Consider the following 22,307-nt stretch of genomic DNA (forward strand, 5'->3'; position numbering starts at 1 on the left):
CGGGGGGAGTGGGTAGCGTCCCCGGCCATGACGCCTGTTCTGCGGACCGAACGACTGCTCCTCGACCCGTACACCCCCGAGGACGAGGGAGACTTCGTCGCCCTCTTCCAGGACACCCGGGTGTCGCGGTGGATGGGGGACGGACCCACCGGCGAAGCCGAGGACCGGGCGCTCTTCGGGAGGGTCTTCACGAAGGTCTACGCCGAGAACCTCTTCGACGTCTGGGCGGTGCGCCGGGAGGGCCGGCTGGTCGGGCACGCCGAGATCAAGTGGACCGCCGGAGTCGACGGATACGAGATCATCTACGCCCTGGCCCCCGCGGCCTGGGGAGCGGGCCTCGGCACCGAGATCGCCGAGGCGGTCGTCGCGTACGGCTTCGGCACCCTCGGCCTGACCGAGGTGCACGCCACCGTGGCCGCCGCCAACGCGGCCTCCCTGCTCCTGCTGGAGCGCATCGGCTTCGTCCACGTCCGGGACGTACGGGAGGGCGACGGGAGCACCACCCGCGTCCTGACCCGCCGCAAGGCTCCCGTCGGCTGACGGCACCGCACACGAAGCGCCCCACCCGAAGGGATCGGGTGGGGCGCTTCGTGCGTGCGGGGAGGGGGCGGTCAGGCGGCGGTGCGGCGACGGCGGCCGAGCCAGGCGGCGGCCGCGCCGAGCACGACCAGGGCGGCCGCGAGACCGGCGTACAGGCCGGTGGAGGAGCCGGCTCCGGTGTGGGCGAGGGAGCCGGTGGACGCGGCGGTGGTCGTCAGGTTGGCGTTGCCCGTGGAGGTGGCGACGGCCGGCTGCACGACGGGGGTGGCGGGGGCCGTGGTGGGGGGCGTGGTGGGCGGGGTGGTGGAGGGCTTGTCGGTCGGCGGCGCGTTCTCCACGATCGGGACGAGCGGGAACTGCACGGAGCTGTTCTGGAACGGGAAGGTGTTGCCCTCGGCGTGACGGACCTCGGACTCCATCGTGATGACGGTCTTCTTCGTCAGCTGGGTGTCCAGGCCCAGGCAGACCCGCAGCGGCAGGGTGTGGACGCCGGCGGAGGAGCCGAAGCCCTTGGGGATGCGCGGCAGCTCGTAGCGGCCGTACTCGCCCGTCACGTCCTGCCAGCGGCCGTCGATCAGGGCCTGCAGCCGGAAGTCCGCCTTCTGCTCGCCCGGGTGCGACAGGATCAGGGTGGTCGCGAGGGCGGTGCCGAACGTGCCCTCGCCGGTGGCCTGGTAGTTCAGGTTCAGGTACGCGCGCTGCTCCTGGCCGTCCTTGCCGGAGCTGACCTGCTTGAACCAGGTCTTCAGCTCGCCCGTCTTGATCTGCGGGTCGACCTTGAAGAGGTGGGAGCCGGCGCCGCCGGGCGCCACGGAGTTGTTGTAGCTGGTGGCGGTGAAGGTGAAGTCCCCGTCGTTGGTCGGGTAGTTCGCGCCGAGTCCGAGGGTGACCTTCCAGGTCATCTTGCCGTTCGCGGGGATGTCGAAGCCCTCGCCACTCTCCTTGCCGCCGGCGGTGGCCGGGTAGAACAGGCCCTGCCACCCGCCGTCCTGCTGACCGACCGAGGACTTGGTCGCCGGGGCGTCCACGGCGTCGACCTTGAAGACCACGTCGTCCTTCTGCAGGCGGCTCGGGCCGGTCTGGTCGAGGAGCATCCACGGCTTGTACGAGACGGCCTTGCCGGTCGGGTTCTTCACCGTCAGGTCGAAGGTCTCGGTGGCGCCGCCGCGGCTCAGCGGGCCGCTGGGGACCGGAGTGCCCATCTCCGTGCGCAGCACGGCCTGGTCGTCGGTGACGGGTGCGGCGGACGCGGCGGTGGCCGCGAGCGGAAGCAGAGTGGTGACGACGCCGGCGACGACTGCGATGGCGGCTGCGGTGCGAACGGACATGGTGGACTCCCCCCAGGAATCACAAGGGCATCGGCAGAGGGCCGAGCCGGAAAGGTGTGGTCTTGTCGCCCGGCCGGTTCGTGTTCCCCCTGGCCCTTGCGACAGGTGAATCTTCACCCGGATCCGATCCCGGAACCATCCTCGAAGTGTCACTGCCGTGCAACAGAGATGATCTTCGCTCGCGGATGCCGTTCCCGGGTCGTTCCCGGGGCCGTTTCGAGCTGGGTTCGAGCCGGTTTTAGGGCTGTGACCTGCGGTGATTCGTATCTGCGGGTGAGTGGGGCGTCAATTGGCGAAGGGCTCCCCCCGGATGGCGTAGAGTTGTGTTTACCGACGCGGGGTGGAGCAGCTCGGTAGCTCGCTGGGCTCATAACCCAGAGGTCGTAGGTTCAAATCCTGCCCCCGCTACTCAGTACGAAGGCCCGGTTCCTCACCAGGAACCGGGCCTTCGTCGTGTTCCAGTCCCGCCCGGTCCCCTTCTCACGTTCCGTCACCCGTCCGGCCGCCGTCGGCTCGCCGTACGGGCGCCCCTGCCGCCAGCCTTGAGGGGCGAGGCGGCGGCGGGCCCGCACCCGTGCAACGGACCGGGCGGCAGGAGAGCAGCGTGGTGGGGCTGGGCCGGCAGGGCAACGGCGGCGGGAGCGCGGGCGCGGGCGCAGGCGCAGGTGCAGGCGCGGGCGCCGGAAGCGGTGTGGCCCGCCGGGTGGTCCGGGTGCTGCCGGGTGCGCTGATCGCCCTCGGGATGGTCTTCGACGTGCTGACCCCGCCCAGCTTCACCGGATCCCCCTTCTTCACCGCGGCCCCGCTGATCGCCGCCCCGCTGTTCACCCTCCGGGCCACGGCCCTGACCGGCGCCCTGGCCGTGCTCGCGGTGTTCGTGCTGCACATCCTCAACGGCAGCAGCTGGAGGGTCGAGGCGCTGACCGAGCTGGTGACCGTACTGACCGTCTCCGGGCTGGCGCTCCTGATCAACCGCGTGGTGCGGCGCAGCGGCGAGCAGCTCGCCTCGGCGCGCGGGATCGCCGAGGCCGCGCAGCGGGCGGTGCTGCCGAAGCCCGCCGAGCGCATCGGGGGGCTGCACGTGTCCGCCTGGTACGAGGCCGCGCAGGCGGACGCCTTCATCGGCGGGGACCTGTACGCGGTCCAGGAGACCCCGTACGGGGTGCGGCTGGCGGTGGGCGACGTACGCGGCAAGGGGCTGGGGGCGGTGGAGGCCGTCGCGGTGGTCCTCGGGGCGTTCCGGGAGGCGGCGGACACCGAGCCCACGCTGGAGGCGCTGGCGCAGCGGCTGGAGCGGGCGCTGGCCCGCGAGGGCACCCGGCGGGACAGCCTGGACGCGGTGGAGGGCTTCACGACGTGCGTGCTCGGGGAGGTCCCGTCGGGCACGGGCGTGCTGCGGCTGCTCAACCGGGGCCATCCCGAGCCGCTGCTGCTGCACGGGAACGGTGAGCTGGCGGTCCTCGCCCCGGCGGAGCCCGCCCTCCCGCTCGGTATGGGGGAGCTGGGCGGCTGGCCGGACCTGGTGCAGGAGTGGAACTTCCCGGCGGGCACCACCCTGCTGCTCTACACGGACGGGCTGACCGAGGCCCGGGACGGGGCGGGGGACTTCTACGATCCGGCGGCCCGGCTGCGCGGGCGCATCTTCCCCGGGCCGCAGGCGCTGCTGAGCGCGCTCAGCAGCGATGTGCGCCGCCATACGGGGGGCGGGGCGACGGACGACATGGCGCTGCTCGCGGTGGGCCGGCCGGGCGAGCGGGAGCCGGAGCGGCGGCGGACGGTGCCGGTGGTGCCACGGGGCGACACGGTGTGACGCATCATGACTGCGAGTGACTCAAAGCGTGTTCTGCATAAAGGGATTGACGATCCGTCATGTGTGGTCTGTGGCTGAAGAGATGGGGGAGTCACTTGATTTTTGCCCCAGTTAGGGTGTGTTTGCCCGGGAAAGGTAGGGCCAAAGCCAGTCAGTGAGTGGCTGATTGGTGGGAACGATCAAGCGGAGAAGCTTGGAATCACTCCCCTGCGTCTATTACCTTTCGATAACGCAGCGCGGTCGTCCCAGCCGTCGCAAGAGACGGCACCGTGCGCGCGCGCGTCCCTGCGCGTCAATGAGGAGTGTGCCCCGGTGGCCTCCAACTTGCCTGCCCCTGAAGGCACCGAGATCCAGGAGCCGCCCACCGCGGGTGCCTGGGGCGAGTGGAACCCCACCGAGGATTCGGTGCGGCCGGTCCGGGGCAAGCACCGGGTCGCCAAGCAGCGCGGAGGACTTGCCCGCAGCTCCACCGTGCTCGGCGTCGGTGTCATCGCGGCGGTCGGCGCCAGCGGCATCGCCACCGCGCAGGACCGGCCCCAGGTCGCGATATCCCTGCCGTCCCTGCCCGACCTGGTGGGCGCGGACAAGTCCCGGCAGGAGGACGGCGGTTCCGGATCGGCCGACTCGGCGGACGGGCGGATCGGGATCATCGCGCAGCAGTCCGTCCAGGGCGCGGACGCCGGTGAGGTGCTGCGCAACCGCATCCTCCAGCAGGCCGAGTCCCAGCAGGTCGCCGCCGAGGCGAAGACGCGGACCGAGGCGCAGGCGGAGGCCGAGCGGGCCGCGCAGCAGGCCGCCGTCCAGGAGGCCAAGGAGAAGCTGGAGGCGGCCCGCAAGGCGGCCGAGGAGGCGAAGGCCCAGGCCGAGGCGAAGGCCGGGGAAGAGGCCGCCGCGAAGGCCGCGAAGGACGCGGAGGCCAAGGCCGCGCAGGAGCGCCTCGCCAAGCCGGCCGGGAGCTACTTCCTGCCCACCTCCGCCTACACCCTCACCTCGCACTACGGGGACTCCGGCTCCATGTGGTCCTCCGGCCACCACACCGGCCTCGACTTCGCGGCCCCGACCGGCACCCCGGTCAAGGCCGTGTCCGGCGGGAAGATCACCTCGGCCGGCTGGTCCGGCGCGTACGGCTACCGGATCGTGCTGGAGCTGCCGGACGGCACGGAGATCTGGTACTGCCACCTCTCCTCGATGTCGGTGACCTCCGGCGCGGTGGGCGCCGGCGAGACCATCGGCCGCGTCGGCGCCACCGGCAACGTCACCGGACCTCATCTCCACCTGGAAGTACGCAAGGGCGGATCGACGACGGACCCGCTGGCGTGGCTGGGCTCCAAGGGCCTGAACGTCTGAGATCCGGCTCCCGGTCCGGGTCCCGAGCCGGGTCCGCGGGGGCGCGGTCCGTCCGTCGCGGCCGGGGTACGTCCGCCCGCGCGCCCGCCGGGGCCAGCGGGTCGAACCACGGCGGAAGCAGCTCCTCCATGACCGCGGCCCGGGCCAGCGCGGGACCCGCCGTCGCCCGGCCCTGCCAGAGCCGGTGCAGCAACTCCCGCTCCCGGCCCGCGAAGTCCCGGTCCCCGGCGGGGCCGCCGCGCCGCGCCCGGTCCCGTAGCAGAGCCAGGGCGGCCGCGTCCGCCTCGTAGCGGGCGACCGTACGTCCGGCGGCCCGGCCCCCGCTGCGCCGGGCCAGGGCGCGGGCCAGCGACCGGGCCGGCATCGACGCCAGGGCCGGCACCTCCGCCGGACCGAGCCAGCCCGCGGCCGCGTACAGCGCGAGCTCCCCGGCGACGGCCCGCAACCGGTCCCGCCGTATCCGCACCGCCAGCCACACCAGCAACCCGAAGGCCGGGACCATCACGCAGGCGTAGACCATGTAGAACCCGTGCTCGCCGAACTGCGAGGAGCCGTTCCACAGCGCGTGCATCCCCATGGCCAGCGCCAGACCGAGCAGCGGCAGGCAGATCCGGCGCGAGCGGCGGGCACTGACCGCGGCCACGCCGAAGCCCAGCCCGGTGAGCACGGTGAACAGCGGGTGCGCGAACGGCGACAGCACTATCCGTACGAAGAAGGTCGCCGCCGTCACCGAGTCCAGCGCGCCGCTGCCCTCGGCCAGGTCTTCGACGAAGGCGTTGCCGAGGTAGAGGATGTTCTCGGTGAAGGCGAACCCGGTGGCGGTGAAGCCGGCCACGACGAACCCGTCGGCGGGGCCGGTGAAATGGCGTCTTCGGAACACGAACACCAGCAGCAGGGCAGCCGCCTTGGCGCTCTCCTCCACCACCGGGGCGATGGCCACCGAGCCGAGGTGATCGGCGGCGGAGGCGTCGGCGGTGGCCGCGGCTATCCACTCGGTGGCGAAGTTGTTGGCCAGTATGGCGATCAGCGCCGCGGTGCAGGCCCCCCAGCCGAAGCAGAACAGCAGCTGCGACCAGGGCGCGGGCGCGGCCCGGCCCAGCCACCGGAAGGCCGCCAGGAGCGGCGCTACCGGAAGCAGGGCCAGGCCGAGGCCGACGAAGAAGCCGGAGGTGCCGGTCTGCTCCCGCACGAGTTCCAGGATGGAGATCCCGGTGGCGGCGAGCAGGGCGAGGAGCACGCACGTGCGGACCGTGCCGGACGGGCGTGGGAGCACATGGTGGGGCGCTCGGTACACACCATGACCCTAGCGAGCCGCTCTGACACGCGCTGTGACGTTGTCAGTTCTGCGTGCGGCGGAAGAGCAAGTCGTGTACGACGTGCCCCTTGTCGAGACCCTGGCCCTCGAAGCGGGTGAGCGGCCGGAACGCGGGGCGCGGGGAGAAGCCGCCGTCGGGCCGGGTGTTCTCGAAGTCCGGGTGCGCGGTCAGCACTTCGAGCATCTGCTCGGCGTACGGCTCCCAGTCGGTCGCGCAGTGCAGTACGGCCCCGGGCGCCAGGCGGGTGGCGGCCAGCGTGAGGAATTCGGGCTGGATCAGCCGGCGCTTGTGGTGGCGGGCCTTGGGCCACGGGTCCGGGAAGAACACGCGGATACCGGCCAGCGAGTCGGGCGGCAGCATCTCGCGGAGCAGGATGATGGCGTCGCCGTTGGCCACCCGGATGTTGCTCATCCCGCCGCGCTCGGCGAGCGCGAGCAGGTTGCCCTGCCCGGGGGTGTGCACGTCGGCGGCGAGGATCCCGGTGCCGGGGTCGTCGGCGGCCATCTGGGCGGTCGCCTCGCCCATGCCGAAGCCGATCTCCAGGACGACGGGGAGGCCGTCGAAGAGCGCCTTGAGGTCGATGACCTCGTGCCCGTCGATGTCCAGGCCCCAGGTGCCCCACAGGCGCTTCAGGGCCTCGCCCTGGCCGGTGGTGACCCGGCTGCGCCGGGGCTGGAAGCTCCGGATGCGCCGCTCGTGGTGCGAGCCGGCCGGGTCAGGCGAGGGCCCGTCGGGGAAGCGGGGCTCGGTGCGCCACTTGGGCGGCACGTACGAGTTCGCCTCCGGCGCGGCGTCCGGGAGGCGGGGCGACTGGGGGTTCAGGGACTCAGACACAATGCGCTGATTCTACGACGGGGGGAGCCACCGGTCGGGTGCGGCGCCGTTGCGGGGGCTCCGCCCCCGCCCCCCGCGCGCAGCGCACGGAGGGAGTCCGGGGGCGGAGCCCCGCGGAAACGGAGAAAGGGCGGGGCGGGGAGAGGCTCCGCGCAGCGGGGCCTTCGCAGCCGCCGGTCCCGGCAAGGCTCAGGCCCCGGCAACGCTCAGGCCCCGGCCCCGGTCCCGCTCAGGCCGAGCCGAGGGTCCGCAGGGCCCGGGACGCGATCTCACGGCCGATCGGGAGCGAGGCGGTAGCCGCGGGCGAGGGCGCGTTGAGGACGTGGACCGTGCGCGGGGCGTCGCGGATCAGGAAGTCGTCCACCAGGGTGCCGTCCCGCAGCACGGCCTGGGCGCGGACCCCGGCCGCGGCGGGCTGCAGGTCCGCCGCGGTGACGGCCGGCAGCAGGCGCCGTACCGCCCGGGTGAAGGCCTGCTTCGACAGCGAGCGGTGGATCTCGCCCGTCCCGTACCGCCAGTGCCGTGCGGCCATCCGCCAGGATCCCGGCCAGGCGAGCTCGTCCGCGATGTCCCGGGGCCGCACCTTCGACCAGGCGTAGCCCTCGCGGGCCAGCGCGGGCACGGCATTGGGGCCGACGTGGACGCCGCCGCCGATGCCCCGGGTCAGGTGCACCCCGAGGAAGGGGAACGCCGGGTCGGGCACCGGGTAGACCAGCCCGCGGACCAGGTCCGGCCGGGCCAGGTCGTAGTACTCGCCGCGGAAGGGGATGATCCGCATCCCTGGGTCGTCTCCGGCCAGCCGGGCGATCCGGTCGCACTGGAGGCCCGCGCAGTTCACCAGCACCCGCGCCCTGACCACCAGGCCGGAGGTGGTGCGGACCGCCACCGCCGACGCGCGGCGGGAGATCAGGTCCACCGCGCCGCCGTAGACGATCTCCGCGCCCGAGGACTCCGCGAGCTGGGCGGTCACCCGGCCGTAGTCCACGATCCCGGTGCTGCCCACGTGGATCGCGGCCAGCCCCCGGACCTCCGGTTCGTACTCGGTGATCTGCGCCGGGCCCAGCTCGCGCACCGGAATGCCGTTCTCCCGGCCGCGCTGGACCAGGGCGTGCAGCCGCGGCAGCTCCTCGCGCTCCGTGGCGACGATCAGCTTGCCCGTCACCTCGTGCGGAATTCCGTGCTCCGCGCAGAACTTGACCATCTCGGCCGCCCCGCTCACCGCGAAGCGCGCCTTCAGTGATCCCGGGCGGTAGTAGATCCCGCTGTGGATCACCCCGCTGTTGCGGCCCGTCTGGTGCCGGGCCGGGCCCGACTCCTTCTCCAGGACCACCACCCTGGTCCCCGGAGCCAGGCGCGACAGAGCATGCGCCGTCGACAGGCCGACGATTCCGCCGCCGATCACCAGCACATCGCAGTCCACGCCGCCACCCACGCTGACACCTCCCACCCCTGCATACTGCACCCCGGCACCGACAACGCGGCCACGCGGCCCCCCGGAAGACGGGTCTTACGCCGGCGCCACCAACAGCGGCCGGGCCCGCTCCCTCAGCTCCGCCACACGCGGCTCGTCCCCGTACGGTTCCAGGCGGTGCAGCAGGTCCCGTACGTATTCGGTCGTCCGCGCCGAGGAGATCCGGCCCGCCACCTCGACGGCCCGGGTGCCGGCCGCGCACGCGGCGTCGAGGTTGCCCGACTCCAGCTCGGCGACCGCGCTCACCACCAGCCGCAGTCCGTGCGACCGTACGTACTCCTCGGTGGGCCGTGACAGGGCCTGCTCGGTGAAGCGCCGTACCTGACGGGGCAGCTTGAGGTCCCGGTAGCACTCCGCGGCATCCGCCGCGAAACGGTCGTACGAGTAGAAACCGAGCCAGGTCGGGTCCGGATCGCCCTGCCGGGACCGCTCGAGCCAGCCCTCCGCCGCCCGCAGCGCCGCCCCGGCGGCCGCCGAATCGCCCGCCTTCGCGTGCGCCCGTGCCTCGACCAGCCGGAAGAAGCTCATGGTGCGGGCGGTGGCCAGGCCGCGATTGCGCTCCACGGCGGCCTGCGCGAGGTCCACGCCCTCGTCGGGGAAGTTCCGGTAGGTCGCCTGCAGGGACATCGAGGCCAGTACGTAACCGCCGAGCGGTACGTCGGCGGCGGCGCGGGCGAGCCGCAGCGCCTGGATGTAGTAGCGCTGGGCCGCCTCCTGCTGGCCGGTGTCGAAGGCCATCCAGCCGGCCAGCCGGGTCAGTTCGGCGGTCGCGCCGAACAGCGCGCGGCCCACCTCGTCGGTGTACGAGCCGAGCAGCAGCGGCGCCGCGTCCACCCGCAGGCACTCGGGCACCATCGACGAACGCCAGTCCCCGCCGCCGTACTTGGAGTCCCAGCGGCGCGCGTCCTCGGCGGCCTCGCGCAGCTTCGTCACGTCGCTGTGGCCCACGCGCTGCACGTGGTCGCGCGGCGTTTCGGGCCCGGGCTGGGCGGGCACAACGGTGGACGGCGGGCCTGTCGCCGGGCCTGTCATCCGTCCCGTCGCCGGTCCGGTCGTGAGGCCTTCCGGGGAGGACCGGAGACCTGGACCTGGCGCGTGCGCCGGCGCGTCGTGAGCCGAGGGGGTCGCGGATACGGGGCTCTGGATCATGGAGTGCTGCGCCGCGGGGTCGTTCGCCGCGGAGGTGCCGCCTGCCGGGCTGCTGCTTGCCGGGCTGCCGCCGGTGGAGTCGTCGCCTGCGGAGCCGTCGTCCGTGGAGCCGTCGGGCGCGGGGTTGCCGGCCGCGCGGTCGTGGGCCGCGGGTGTGCGGGCCGAGAGGTGCTGGGCCGTGGGGTGCTGGCCCGAGGGATGCTGGGCCGTGGGGTGCTGGGCCGTGGGGTGCGGAGCCGAGCCTGCCGGTTCCCGGGCCACCGAGCTGTCGGCGGGAGATATCAGCCAGCGCGAGGCCGGCGTCGCGTACGCCGCCACCGAGAACGAACCCGCGAGCGACTGCCAGATCCCGCCACCGCCGCGCCGTCCGGCGAGGTCGAGCCGGTAGAGGTCGGTGGCCGAGCGCACCGCCGCACCGATGTCGCGCGGGAAGGCCAGCCCGACCTCGGGCGCCGGGTCCGCGTCCGCCAGCCCGATCTCGTGCAGCGGCACCGGCCGCCCCAGCTTCGCGCCGATGGCGGCGGCGATCAGATGCGGGGCGGCGCCCTGCGGCACCATTCCCTTCGACACCCACCGGGCGACCGAGGTCTTGTCGTACCGAAGTGTCAGGCCGCGCTGTGCGCCGAGGTCGTTGACCCGCCGGGCCAGTCCGGCGTTGCTGATGCCCGCGAGGGCGAGGACGGCGCCGAGCTTCTCATTGGGCTCGCGGAGCTCCCTGGACATGCGCCACCCCTCGTCACACGCGGAACGCAGACGCCGCCGGGGCATAGGCGCCCGGCATTTCGTAAACCCAGCGTAGTTCCCCGCCTCCCAAGCGTTAAGGCCCTTACTTCCGTATGGCGGGATTGTTGTCCGTTTGCACAGTCCGCCCCGGGCCCGGCGCCGGGGCGCACGTGTCATCGCGTGCTCCGTCCGTGTGGCCGTGCGCCCGCCCGTGCGCTCTGGCCGGTCCCGGGGCCCGGCGATTCGATGTGCGGTGCGTGGGTCGGCCCGCTGCGTGGACCGGGCGGGTCGGGGGATGCCGCTACCTCAATCCCCGCGGGTGGCGGAACGGGCCGGGGGGCGGATTCCGCCTCCCGGACCGCGCCCGCACGCCGGGCGCCGGCGGCCCGCGACGGCTCTTCCGGCAGCCGAAGAATGGCTGAAAGCGACCTATGGGGCGGTGGGAACGGAACGCCAAATACCGCGTGGCCGGGGCGTGTTCCTTTGCGTGTGCGCCCCCTTTAACCACTCTCGCACGCCTGTCCCGTGGCAGCATGGACCCCGAGCCACCCGGGGTCCCGCGGCCGCGCCCTCAGCGCCGTCCGTGCTGCCTGTGCCCCGGTCATGTGCCCACGGGCTGGGGAGGCGGCGGTGCGCTGGTTGGTGGGTTGGAGCAGTATCGCCGCGAGCTTCGGCACGGCCGGAAGGGTCTCCGGCCCGGGCTCCGGCCACGGCCCCGGCCAGGGCGGATACGGCGACGGCGGCGCGCCCCTGCGCGGAGGCATCGCGGACGCCGCCCATCCGGACGATCCGGGCGCGGACGCGGAACGCACCGTCCACCCCGTCGGTGCACAGCTGCTCTGGGGCGACCCCGACCCCCTCTGGGCCGTCGGCGACTGGCGCCCCGACGAGATCCGCACCCTGACCGCCGATCCCGCCGACCCCTTCACCCGCCTCGCCGTCCTCGGCTGCTGCGGCGCGACCGACGCCGAACTGCGCCGGGCCCTCTACGCCGCCCGCGGCGGCGCGCTGCGCCACCTCACCCAGTGGTCCGGCAGCTACACCGCCGTCGTCCAGGCCGGCCGCCGCATCACCGTCGTCGGCGACCTCGCCGGTGCCCGGCCCGTCTTCTACACGCCCTGGGCGAGCGGCACGGCCTACGCCACCGCCGCCCTCCCGCTCGCCGACCTCATCGAGGCGCAGCTCGACATCGGCCATCTCGCCGCCCTGCTGGCCTGCCCCGACAGTCCCGAGGCACTGGGCGACGGCACACCGTACGCCGGGGTCCGGCGCATCCCGCCCGGGCACGCGCTCATCCTGCGCGAGGGCTCCCGCGAGATCACCGGCTACGAGCAGGTCGCCTCGCTCGCGGTGGCCGCGCCCGAGGCCGATGCCGAGCGCGCGGTGGAGGGCGTACGGGAAGCGTTGGTGGACGCCGTGCGCGCCCGGCTCACGGCTCCGCGGCATGCTCCCGACCAGTTGCCGCCGTACGATCCCGGCCCCGTGCCCGGAATGGGACCCGCCGACCGGCGTGCCGCCCGCGGCGCCCCGGCCCCCGGGGTGGGCGCCGACCTCTCCGGCGGCAGCGCCTCCGCCACGCTTGCGCTGCTGGCGGCCGGTCTGCCGGGGGCCCCGGGCACCCTGCTGAGTCCCGCCGGAGCGCGGCTGCTGGCCGTCACCTTCAACGACCTGGCCACCCCGCAGGGGCGCGAGGCCGAACTGGAACGGGCCAGGGCCATCGCGGCCGACCCGCGCCTGCACCACGTCGTGGTGGCCGCCGCCGAGGAAGCCCTCCCGTACGCCGAACTCGACGGCCCGCTCACCGACGAACCCGGCCCCTCGCTGGTCTTCGCCGCCCGCGAGCGGCGCCGGCTGGCCGCCGGCTCGGCCGACCACTTCACCGGCCACGGCGCCCGCCAGGTCCTCGACGCCCACCCGGCCCGCATGGCCGACCTCCTGATGGACCGGCGGCGGCGGCACCTGCTGCGGCCGGTGGCGGCGCTGGCCCGTTCGGCCTCAGCCTCCGGGGAGTCCCTGCTGGTGCCGCTCACCGTGTACTCGGCGGCCCGCAGACTCGCCCGTACGACGTACCGCGCGGGCATGGAGGCCGCCGCGGCCCGGCTCCGCGAGGGCGGGGTCACCGAGCGCACCACCGGTCCGGTGGACGCTTCCCTCGCCGCCCTGACCTGGTCGCGCCCGGGTCCGGCGGCCGGCTGGCTCACGGGGGAGGCACTGGCGGAAGTGTCGATCCGCCTGACCGTCGCGGCCGGCCGGCCGCCGCTGTCGCTGCGGCCGGGAGAGGCCCGCGCCCGCTCGCTGCTCGCCCGGCACGCCGCCGACCACCGGGTCTTCGAGCAGGCCGTGGAGGTCCGCAGCCAGCGTCTGCACGCCCCGTTCCTCGACAACCAGGTCGTCCGGGCCGCCCGCGCCCTGCCCGAGTCGCTGCGGGTCCAGCCCGGGGCCCGGGCCGCGATCCTGCGCACCGTCCTGTCCTCGGCCGGGGTGCGCGAGTTCCCGCCGGGGTGGGGCGCCACGGACCGCGTGCCGAACGAGACGGCGACCCGGCTGGGGCTGCGCGCCGCGCTGGGCGACCTGCTGGACCTCTTCGCGTCGCCGCTGCTCGCGGACGCCGGGCTGATCGAGGCCCGGGTCGTGCGGCAGGCGCTGCTCGACGCGGCGGACGGGCGCCCGGTCCCGCTGGACGGTCTGGCGGAACTCGTCTCCATGGAGCTGTGGTTGCGCCGCCTGCTGGCCCGGCGCGGCACCTGCTGGACGGGCACCTCCACGGCGCGGCGCCGGGCGGTGCCCGAGGGAGTCCCCGTGCACCGCCCGGCGCTGTCCTGACGGTCCTGCTCCACGGCAGGTCCTGACGGCCTTGACGGTCCTGCCGGTCCTGCCGGTCCTGCCGGCCCTGGCGGCCCTGGCGGTCCCGCTCGGGGGCTGACGTTCCCGGCTCAGGCGGCGAGCACCAGGGCGGTCGCGATCGCCGGGCCGAAGGCCCCGCCGAGCTGGTAGCAGAGGGCGAACAGGCCGATGGCCGTGGGGCGCTGGGCATCCGGGACGCTCGACGCGGCGTGCATCGACAGCACGGCGTTGGACCCGGTCGCCGCGAACACCCCGCCCAGGGTGGCGACCAGCAGCAGCGGGCCCCAGCTCGCGAACACCGCGATGGCCGCGGCCAGTGTGCCGACCCCGGCCAGCACCGTACGTACGGCCGCCCGGCTCATGCGCGCCGAGGCCGCGGCCAGCAGCCAGGACAGCGCGGATCCCGTGAGCAGCGCCACGAGCTGACCCGTGCCCGCGGTGGTGGCGTCCCAGCCCGCCCGGTCGGCGAGCAGCCGGGGTACGGAGAACAGCAGGGTGAAGTACGAGCCCGACAGCGCGAGGGCGAGCAGTGCGGAGCCGAGGAAGAGCGGCCCCCGGACCAGCGCGGCCGGGACGAATCCGTCGGGGCGCAGCCGTACGTGGAGCGCGAGCAGCGCGGCGGCGAGGACCGCGGAGCCGGCGGCGACGGCCGGTGCGTGGGGCAGCAGGACCAGGCCGGTGGCGAGCGCCGTCAGCAGGGCGGCGCCGCGGGTGTCGAACCTGCCCTGCGGCGGGGCCGCCGGGGCCTTCGCGTACCGGCTCACCACGGGCACCGCCAGGACCGCGATCACGGATATGGAGAGCGAGAGCCGCCACGACACGGTGTGCGAGAGCTGGGCGCCGAGGAGGGGGCCGGATGCGCCGAGGATGCCGAAGCCCGCGCTGATCACGCCCATCCGGCGGGCCGAGCCGGCCAGGCTCATCGCGACCGCCGCCAGACCGGCGCCGCCGGCGGCCTGGGTGGCCCGGCCGGCGAGGGTGAGCGGCAGCCAGGGGGAGGCGGCGACGAGGAGGGTGCCGCCGACGAGGAGGGCGCCCGCCAACCGGAGCGTCGGCCGCAGGCCCCGGCGGCGCAGCAGTCCGGCCAGCAGGGGGGTGGCGACGGCCATGGCCCAGGCGTATGCGGCGACGAGCCAGCCGGCGGTCGAGGCGGTCACCCCGAGGGAGCGGGCCATGTCCGGAAGGATCAGTACGGGGGCGTTGGCTCCGGCGGCCAGGGGGGCGGACATCAGCGCCAGCCAGAAGACGGGGACGGGGCCGACCCGGGTGCGGGTCTTGGTGGACGCCTTGGCGGGGGCCGGGGTGGTGGCGCTGCATGCGGTGGCGGTGGTGGTCGCGGCGGTGGTGGTCGCGGTGGCGGTGGTCATGTGGCGTCCGCTCCGATTCGTCTCAAGGCTCAGAATCTCAACGTTGAGATAAAAACATCCGGTCCTCTCAACGTCAAGTCTCTCAACGTTGAGATATCCTGGTGGGACGGTGACAGACGGCGGAGGAGACCAGCGCATGAGCGACGCAGTGGACGCAATCGTCGGCCAGTGGACGGCAGAGCGTCCCGATCTGGCGGCCGGCCTGTGGCCCGTGGAGGTGATGGCCCGCATCCAGCGGATGAACCGGATCATCGACAAGCACCAGAAGGCCTTGGCCGCCGAGCACGACCTGGAGGTGGGCGAGCTCGACATCCTCTTCACCCTCTGCCGCTCCGGCCCCCCGTACGCGCTCACCGCCGGCGCCCTCATCCCGGCCGCCATGGTGACCTCCGGCGCGATCACCAACCGCATCGACCGCATGGAGGCCAAGGGCCTGGTCGAGCGGGTGAGGGACGGTCAGGACCGCCGCACGGTGCGGATCCGGCTGACCGAGGAGAGCCGCGTGCTCACCGAAGCGATGATCGCGGAACACCTGCGCCGTTACGCGGAGGTGCTCGCCCCGCTGGACCCCGCCACCTGCGCCACGATCGCCCAGGCCCTGCGCACTCTCCTCGAGGCCGCCGGGGACACCTCGATCACCTAAGGGCTGTCCCGTTTAATCCCGCTAATCCCGCGCGGGCGCGCGACGCCGGCTACGGCATCTCGCTGCGTTGTCGGCAGCGTCCGGGTACGCCCCGTACGAGGACGTGCCTCCGCCTTGCGATGCACCGCGTCTGACGCCGCGCGCTGTCCACCCCGGATTACGGGACAGCCCTGAGGCCCTGGCCGGCGGTCTTCGCGGGCCCGCGAAGCCTGGCACGGCGCCTCGCCGCGTTGTCGTAGCGCGCGACTGGGGCCGAGTACGAGCTGCGATCCTCCGCCGTCCGATGCACCGCGCCGGACAACGCGGGCCGACCCGCCAAGACCACCCGAACAGGTCCGAGGGGGCGTCGTGCCGGTCGGGCCGGGCTCGCGTCACCCGGCACGGACGCTCCCCGGCGTGCACCGGCCTGATCCGGCCTGATCCGGCCTGATCGACAGGACACCCCCCGGGCCTGCGCACCGACCGAACGGGCCGGGCAGAATTGCCCGGTGCGGTATCTCATCCTTGGCGTCACCGAGGCGCGCGACGAGACCGGCGCCCCCCTTCCCGTCGGCGGCGCCCGCCTGCGCGCGCTCCTGGCCGCCCTCGCCCTCCGGGCCGGCCGCCCGGCCTCCGTCGGCGAACTCGTCGACGACGTCTGGGGCGACGACCCGCCCCAGGACGCCCCCGCCGCCCTCCAGGCCCTCGTCGCCCGGCTTCGCCGCGCCCTCGGCGCCCGGGACGCCGTCCACTCCGCCCCCACCGGCGGATACCTCCTGGCCGCCGCCCGCGAGGACGTCGACCTGCACCGTTTCAACCGCCTGGCGGTCCAGGGCGGCCAGGAACTGGCCACCGACCCGGAAGCCGCCGCCCACACCCTGCGCACCGCCCTCGCGCTCTGGCGCGGCCCCGCCTTCGCCGACCTGCCCGAGCCCGCCCGCGCCGCCCATGCGCCCGTCGCCGAGGCCCGCCGCTCCGGCGCCCTCCGCCATCGCATCGAGGCGGACCTGCGCAGCGGCGCCACCGCCCCGGCCTTACTCCTGCCGGAGATCGAGACACTGGTCCACGAGGCTCCGTACGACGAAACGCTTCGCGCGCAGCAGCTGCGTGCCCTGCGCGCCGCCGGCCGCCCCGCCGAGGCCCTCGCCGCGTACGAGCGCACGCGCCGCCTCCTCGCCGACGGCCTCGGCGCCGACCCGGGTCCCGAACTCGCCGCCCTGCACGCCGAACTCCTCCAGCCGGAGCCCGAGCGGCCCCGCAGGCTCCAGCTCCCTGCGCCGGAGGTCCCCCGCGGGAACCTCCGCCCCCGCCTGACCTCCTTCGTCGGCCGCGAGCCCGAACTGGCCGCCCTCCGCGACGATCTGGCCGGCCTGCGCCTCGTCACCCTCACCGGCCCCGGCGGTTCGGGCAAGACCCGCCTCGCCGAACACGCCGCCGCAGCCCACCCCGAAGCCTGCTGGATCGTCGAGCTCGCCCGCCTGGACCACCCCGCGGCCGTCCCCGGCGCCGTCGTCAGCGCCCTCGGCCTGCGCGACAGCTCCCTCGTCGCCCGCGAGGCACCGAACCCGGCCGCCGCCGCCGACCCCACCGCCCGCCTCGTCGAACACTGCGCCCACCGCAGCCTCCTGCTCGTCCTCGACAACTGCGAGCACGTCATCGGCGCCGCCGCCGAGCTCGCCGAACGGCTGCTCACGCACTGCCCCGGCGTACGGATCCTGGCCACCAGCCGCGAACCCCTCGGTGTCCCGGGGGAGACGGTCCGCCCCGTCGAGCCCCTGCCGCCCGACCCCGCCCACCAGCTGTTCGCCGACCGCGGTGCCTCGGCCCGCCCCGGCTTCAGCCCCGCCGACGACCCGGCCGCCGTGGCCGAGATCTGCCGCCGCCTCGACGGTCTGCCGCTGGCCATCGAGCTGGCCGCCGCCCGGCTGCGGCTGCTCACCCCGCGCCAGATCGCCGACCGCCTCGACGACCGGTTCCGGCTCCTGACCAGTGGCGCCCGTACCGTCCTGCCCCGCCAGCAGACCCTGCGCGCCGTCGTCGACTGGTCCTGGGACCTCCTCGACGAGGCCGAACGCACCGTCCTGCGCCGGCTGTCCGTCTTCGCCGGCGGCTGCGACCTCGCCGCGGCCGAGGCCGTCTGCGCCGACCCCTGCGACCCGGCCTCGTACGACGCCGCCGAGATCGTCGGCTCCCTCGTCGACAAGTCCCTCGTCCTGGCCGAACCGGACCCCGAACCCGAACCCGGTGGCCACGCCATGCGCTACCGCATGCTCGAAACCATCCACGAGTACGCCGCCGAGCGCGCCGCCGCCCACCCGGCCGGCGCCCGGGCCACCGCCCGCCGCCACGCCGCCCACTACCTCGCCCTCGCCGAGGAGGCCGAACCCCTGATCCGCTCCGCCGCCCAGCTCCCCTGGATCCGGCGCATCGAGACCGAGCTCGACAACCTCCGCGCCGCCCTCCACACCACCGCCGTCGAGGACACCGACACCGAGGCCGCCCAGCGCCTCGGCCTCGCCCTCGGCTGGTTCTGGTGGCTGCGCAACTACCGCACCGAGGGCGCCGAGTGGACCTCTCGGATCCTCGCCCTCACCCCGGTCGCTCCCCCCGAGGGCACCCCCGCCTACTGGCCCTTCATGCGCCTGCAGGTCCTCGACATGTTCCTGCTGGCGGAGAGCAACTCCGTCGAGAAGTTCCGCACCCCCGGGCAGCGGGACCTCGCCGCCCGCATCAAGGAGGCCTTCCGGCACGGCTCACCCGAGACCACCCGCTTTCCCGGGATGCTCTGGCCCGCGACGACCTTCCTCACCGACACCTCCCCCGAATTCCACGAAGACCTCGACCGCTCCGTCGCCAACTGCCGCGTCCACGGCGGTGAATGGGAACTCGGCATCGTCCTCATGCTCCGCACCCACGTCGCCATCGACGTCACCGGCGGCTTGCACACCGTCGACGCCGACCTCGCCGAGCTGCACGAGATCGCCCACCGCGTCGGAGACCGCTGGACCCGCGCCCAGGTGGCGAGCGCCGCCGGGGAAGTCGCCCTCTCGCGCGGCCGGTACGCCGACGCCCGCGCCGAGTACGAGGAGTGCCTGCGCCTCGCCCGCGAGGTCGGGGCCAGCGTCGAGGCGCCCTTCGCCATCGCCCGGATCGCCGAGACCGCCTACTGCGCGGGCGACCTCGACGAAGCCGACAGGCTGCTGGTGGAGGCCGAGAAGGAGTCCGCCCGGTACGGCGGGGTGTACAGCGTCAGCACCTTCGCCCGGCTCCTGTCCGCACTCGTCGCCCTCCAGCGCGGCGACGCCGCCCGGGCGCGCGAGGAGTGCGAGCGGGTCCGCGCCGAGGCCGAAGGGTTCACCGTGCCCGCCCAGCTCACCGCGGGACTGGCCACCGTCGATGCCGTGCTCACCGGCCGCGAACAGGGTCCGGAGGCCGGTCTGGCCCGGATCGGGCCCGGCCTTGCCGCCGCCGTCGAGGCCCGGTGCGCCGAGCGCATCCTGGCGGGCATGGCCGAGGCGGCGGCCCTGCTGCTGGCCGACGCCGGCCGGCCCGCCGAAGCCGTACGGGCCCTCGCGGCGGCCACCGCCTGGCGGGCGGGCCATCCGCGCTCGGTTCCGGAGAGCGGCGCCGTGGACGGCCTTGCGGAGCGGACCCGCGCCCTGCTCGGCGCGGACCGCTACGGCCGGGAGGAGCAGGCCGGCGCGGCGCTCGACCCGGTCGCCTTCGGCGCGATGCTGAACACGGCCCTCACCGGCAGCTGAGCACGGCGTCGGCCCAGCTCGCCAGCGTCGGCAGACTGCCCGGCCCGGCCCTCTCGACCATCAGCCGCAGCGTTTTGCGCCCGGTCAGGGGGACCTGCACGGACACCGGCGGGTCCTCGTGGCCGACAGCGGCGGACTGCCACACGCGCTGTCCGTCGGCGTAGACGGAGAACCGCACCGCGCCGTCGGTGAACAGCGACAGGCCGTCCACCCCGGCCTGCGCCGAGAAGCTCGTGCACTGCCGGTTGAGGGCGATCTCCACCGAGGAAGGCGAGTTCACCGTGATGCCGTGCGCGAACCGCCGGCCGCCCGCCTCCAGCCCCCGGCGCTGCCAGACCCAGCTGCTGCGCCAGGTCTGCAGCTCCGGGCTGCTGTGGTCCCCGTACGCCGAGTGCGCCAGCCCGGCCAGTGCGAACCCCTGCGGCGGCTTCGGGGGAGGCGGCGACGTCGGCTTCGGCGCGGGCCGGTCCGGGGACGGCGTGGGCGAGGCCGTCTCCCGGCTGGGCGAGGGCGACGGGGACGCGGAGGGTGAGGGCGCGGGAGCGGCGGAGGGCCGAGCCGAAGGGGTCGGTCCGGGCCGCGGCGCTACGGAGCCCCGCGCGACCGGCGGCCCCTGCGCGGGCGGTTCCGGCTCGGCCGAGGGCGGGGCGGAAGCATCCGGCACCGCAGGCGCCGCCACCGTGGGCGCGGGTTGGGCCCGGGCCTGCGGCTCGGTATCGTCCCCGGCCAGCGCGAACACCACCCCGGCGGCCGCGGCCACGGCGATCCCGGCGGCGATGGCGGCCTTGGCCGGCAGCCCGAGCCCCTCGGCGGCCAGGGCGCCTCCGCTCCCGCTGCCCGCCCCCGCACCACCAGCCCCGGCAGCACCACCAGCCCCGGCAGCACCACCAGCCCCGGCAGCACCACCGGCGGCGCCACCCGCGGCCCCGGCCGTCCCGGCCCCCGCGGTCGACCCACCGGCGGCAGCCGCCGCGGCCCCGGCCCCGCCCGCGGCGACGGCCCCACCGGCCACCACCCCGGCGGCCTTGCCCGCGTACCCGGCGGCGAACCACCCGATGACGGCGACCGGAAGCAGCGCCGGAATGCCCGCGTTGACATCCTTGAGCTCCCCGGCGGCCAGCCGGCACTTCGCGCACTCCGCCAGGTGCTTGCGCAGACCCCGCTCCGCCCGCATCCGCAGCCCGCCCCGCGCATAGGCGCCCAGCCGGTCCGCATACCGCGCGCAGTCGCCGCCCTCACTCAGCGCCGAACTCACATGGGCCTGCAGATACGCCTGCTTGAGCCCTTCCCGTGCCCGACTGGCCAGCACCGCGGTCGCGTTGGCGCTGAGCCCGAACAGTGGCGCGATCGCACTCGGCGACGCCTCCTCGACCGTGGTGTGCCACAGCACGGCCTGCCACCGCTCGGGCAGGCTGCGGAAGGCCTGCATGGCCAGCGACTGCTCGGCCTCGTGCATCGCCCGTACGTCCGCGCCCAGTTCGAGCGTGTCGTCCCCGGACAACCCGGTCAGCCCGGACAGTGCGGCCCCGCCCTCCGCACCCGTGGAGGCCTGCTCGGCGAAGAGGGCGAAGTCCTCGACGAGATGCTCCCGCTTGGCGGTCTTCGCCCAGGCGGAGGCGACCCTGCGCACGGTGGTCAGCAGGTAGGCCCGCACCGACTGGTCCGGCCCGGCCCCGCCCCGTACCGCCTGCAGCGTCCGCGCGAACACCTCGGCGGTCAGGTCGTCGGCGGTGTGCCCGTCGCGGCAGCAGGTCCGGGCGTAGCGACGCACGGCATCGGCGTGGCGACGGAACAGGGCTTCGTACGCACCGTCGTCACCGCCCCGCATCCTGGCGATCAACTCCGCGTCGGACGGCGGCAGCTCGCTCCCGACGCCTCCGGAGCCGGGTCCGGAAGAGCCCGAGGAGCGTGCGTGCCGCCCGCCCGGGTCGCGCTGCGCCGGCACCTGCCGGGCGGGCAGACTGCCCGTCTCAACCTCGCTGCTGCCGCCACCGAGTGGCTCTTCCCGACCGTCAACGCTCATTGCGGAGACTCCCGCACGACACACTCAACCGGTACACCGATCAAGCGTGTCACACGGGCGACGGGCATCGAACCCCTCTGCGCCCCATCCACTCATCCGGGCACATTTCGGCGAATCGCCCTACCGGGCCCTCGCCGACCCGCCGAGTCAGACCGTCCGGGACCGCAGCCCTTCGAGCAGGATGTCGAGCAGCCGGGTCGAAGCCGCCGCCTGCTGCGCCGGGTCGGGCAGCGCGGGCGCCGCAGTCGCTATCACCAGCAGCACATCGGCCACCGTGACATCGGCACGCAGCTCACCGGCCTCCCGCGCCCGGTGCACCAGCCGGCCGACGACCTCCAGCAGCGCACCAGCACCCGCGTCGTCCGAGGGCTCGTCCTCGACCGCGCCGCGCGCACCCACGACCCGCAGATCGGGAGCCCCGGCGGCGACCACGGCCTGCCGCTGGTGCGGAACACGCGCCGCCTCCGCCTCCTCGGCCCCGTCCTCGACGGCCGAGCCGACCCGCAGCACCTGCGGCGGCAGCAGCCGCCCGGCGCCGGAGGCCACGGAGGTGCGCAGGAAGCGCGACAGCGCCTGCCACGGCTCCTCCTCCTGGCCCAGCGCGGCCTTGGCCTGCTCGGTCAGCCGCGCCGTCTCCTCCTCGGCTATCCGCCGCACCAGGACGTCCTTGCTCGGGAAGCGCCGGTACACCGTGCCGACACCGACGCGGGCGCGGCGTGCCACGTCCTCCATCGGAGCCCCGTAGCCCAGTTCGCCGAAGACCTCACGGGCCGCCCGCAGGACGTGCTCCAGGTTGCGCTGGGCATCGACGCGCAGCGGCGTGGACCGGCCTACGCCGTGCGTGGTGCCGCCCGCGAGACCGCGTCCGCTGCTCTCGACCGAGAGCGCGGTCGCAGAACCATGGAAATCGGAAATGTTCATATGTATCCCCCGGTAATCATTTGTCTCCCCCCGGAGACACTCCCCGCCTTCACGCCGAGGGGGCCACGGTCTCGGGCCCGGTCCTACTCCTCGACGAGATACGAACATAGTTGAGCCAGAGTCAATTCAGAAGAGGCAGCCCCGGACGGAGCACCGCCCGATCGGAGCATTCACCCCCATTTCTCCGGTCCACACCTCCGGAATCTGCCATTCCGCACGCTCTGACCTGCGGACTTCTGCCACGACAGGAG

General features: G+C 74.5%; 14 protein-coding genes and 1 tRNA gene. 7 read left to right on the forward strand and 8 right to left on the reverse strand.

Annotation, left to right across the window (positions count from 1 at the left end):
* The first annotated feature begins 27 nt into the window (after nt 1-27).
* Nucleotides 28-540, forward strand: a complete 513-nt coding sequence (locus tag ACGFZK_RS31295; protein WP_393852214.1) for a GNAT family N-acetyltransferase — start codon at nt 28-30, stop codon at nt 538-540.
* Between the two features lie 71 nt (nt 541-611).
* Here ACGFZK_RS31295 and ACGFZK_RS31300 read toward each other — a convergent pair whose 3' ends face one another.
* Entirely contained in the window at nt 612-1,868 is a 1,257-nt protein-coding gene (locus tag ACGFZK_RS31300) for an LPXTG cell wall anchor domain-containing protein (protein ID WP_393852215.1), read from the reverse strand.
* Between the two features lie 334 nt (nt 1,869-2,202).
* On the opposite strand from ACGFZK_RS31300, the gene ACGFZK_RS31305 reads away from it, so the two are divergent.
* The 3 genes from ACGFZK_RS31305 to ACGFZK_RS31315 all read left to right on the forward strand — a co-directional run bounded on the left by ACGFZK_RS31305 (nt 2,203) and on the right by ACGFZK_RS31315 (nt 5,025).
* Nucleotides 2,203-2,276, forward strand: a tRNA-Met gene (locus ACGFZK_RS31305).
* Between the two features lie 196 nt (nt 2,277-2,472).
* Nucleotides 2,473-3,678: a PP2C family protein-serine/threonine phosphatase gene (locus ACGFZK_RS31310; protein WP_393852216.1), complete on the forward strand. Its 1,206-nt coding sequence runs from the start codon at nt 2,473-2,475 to the stop codon at nt 3,676-3,678.
* A gap of 312 nt (nt 3,679-3,990) precedes the next feature.
* Complete coding sequence (locus ACGFZK_RS31315) at nt 3,991-5,025, forward strand: M23 family metallopeptidase (RefSeq protein ID WP_393852217.1); 1,035 nt, start codon at nt 3,991-3,993, stop codon at nt 5,023-5,025.
* Here ACGFZK_RS31315 and ACGFZK_RS31320 read toward each other — a convergent pair.
* From ACGFZK_RS31320 to ACGFZK_RS31335, 4 genes are all read right to left on the reverse strand, one after another.
* The gene (locus ACGFZK_RS31320; protein WP_393852218.1) at nt 4,934-6,319 is read right to left on the reverse strand and encodes a PrsW family intramembrane metalloprotease; all 1,386 of its coding nucleotides are present in this window, start codon (nt 6,317-6,319) and stop codon (nt 4,934-4,936) included. The two genes, ACGFZK_RS31315 and ACGFZK_RS31320, sit on opposite strands and share 92 nt — an antisense overlap.
* Nucleotides 6,320-6,362: 43 nt before the next feature.
* The gene (gene trmB, locus ACGFZK_RS31325; RefSeq protein ID WP_393852231.1) at nt 6,363-7,109 is read right to left on the reverse strand and encodes a tRNA (guanosine(46)-N7)-methyltransferase TrmB; all 747 of its coding nucleotides are present in this window, start codon (nt 7,107-7,109) and stop codon (nt 6,363-6,365) included.
* Between the two features lie 295 nt (nt 7,110-7,404).
* Nucleotides 7,405-8,637, reverse strand: coding sequence for an L-2-hydroxyglutarate oxidase (gene lhgO / locus ACGFZK_RS31330; protein ID WP_393852219.1), 1,233 nt, complete (start codon nt 8,635-8,637; stop codon nt 7,405-7,407).
* 45 nt (nt 8,638-8,682) lie between these two features.
* Entirely contained in the window at nt 8,683-10,518 is a 1,836-nt protein-coding gene (locus ACGFZK_RS31335; RefSeq protein WP_393852220.1) for a sporulation protein, read from the reverse strand.
* Nucleotides 10,519-11,148: 630 nt separating this feature from the next.
* Here ACGFZK_RS31335 and ACGFZK_RS31340 point away from each other — a divergent pair.
* A complete protein-coding gene (locus ACGFZK_RS31340; protein WP_393852221.1) occupies nt 11,149-13,341 on the forward strand; it encodes an asparagine synthase-related protein in 2,193 nt (730 codons plus the stop codon).
* A 110-nt stretch (nt 13,342-13,451) separates the two neighbouring features.
* Here ACGFZK_RS31340 and ACGFZK_RS31345 read toward each other — a convergent pair whose 3' ends face one another.
* The gene (locus ACGFZK_RS31345) at nt 13,452-14,729 is read right to left on the reverse strand and encodes an MFS transporter (RefSeq protein ID WP_393852222.1); all 1,278 of its coding nucleotides are present in this window, start codon (nt 14,727-14,729) and stop codon (nt 13,452-13,454) included.
* A 136-nt stretch (nt 14,730-14,865) separates the two neighbouring features.
* On the opposite strand from ACGFZK_RS31345, the gene ACGFZK_RS31350 reads away from it, so the two are divergent.
* Nucleotides 14,866-15,372, forward strand: a complete 507-nt coding sequence (locus ACGFZK_RS31350; protein ID WP_393852223.1) for a MarR family winged helix-turn-helix transcriptional regulator — start codon at nt 14,866-14,868, stop codon at nt 15,370-15,372.
* 488 nt (nt 15,373-15,860) lie between these two features.
* Nucleotides 15,861-19,112 carry an ATP-binding protein gene (locus ACGFZK_RS31355; RefSeq protein ID WP_393852224.1) on the forward strand — a complete coding sequence of 1,084 codons (3,252 nt, stop codon included), beginning with the start codon at nt 15,861-15,863 and terminating at the stop codon, nt 19,110-19,112.
* Here ACGFZK_RS31355 and ACGFZK_RS31360 read toward each other — a convergent pair.
* Together ACGFZK_RS31360 and ACGFZK_RS31365 are read right to left on the reverse strand one after the other, a co-directional pair.
* The gene (locus tag ACGFZK_RS31360; protein ID WP_393852225.1) at nt 19,099-21,135 is read right to left on the reverse strand and encodes a sigma-70 family RNA polymerase sigma factor; all 2,037 of its coding nucleotides are present in this window, start codon (nt 21,133-21,135) and stop codon (nt 19,099-19,101) included. The genes ACGFZK_RS31355 and ACGFZK_RS31360 overlap by 14 nt on opposite strands.
* Nucleotides 21,136-21,282: 147 nt before the next feature.
* The gene (locus ACGFZK_RS31365) at nt 21,283-22,056 is read right to left on the reverse strand and encodes a TetR/AcrR family transcriptional regulator (RefSeq protein WP_393852226.1); all 774 of its coding nucleotides are present in this window, start codon (nt 22,054-22,056) and stop codon (nt 21,283-21,285) included.
* Between the last annotated feature and the right edge of the window lie 251 nt (nt 22,057-22,307).

The sequence above is a fragment of the Streptomyces sp. NPDC048257 genome, assembly GCF_043201855.1.
Taxonomy (GTDB): Bacteria; Actinomycetota; Actinomycetes; order Streptomycetales; family Streptomycetaceae; genus Streptomyces.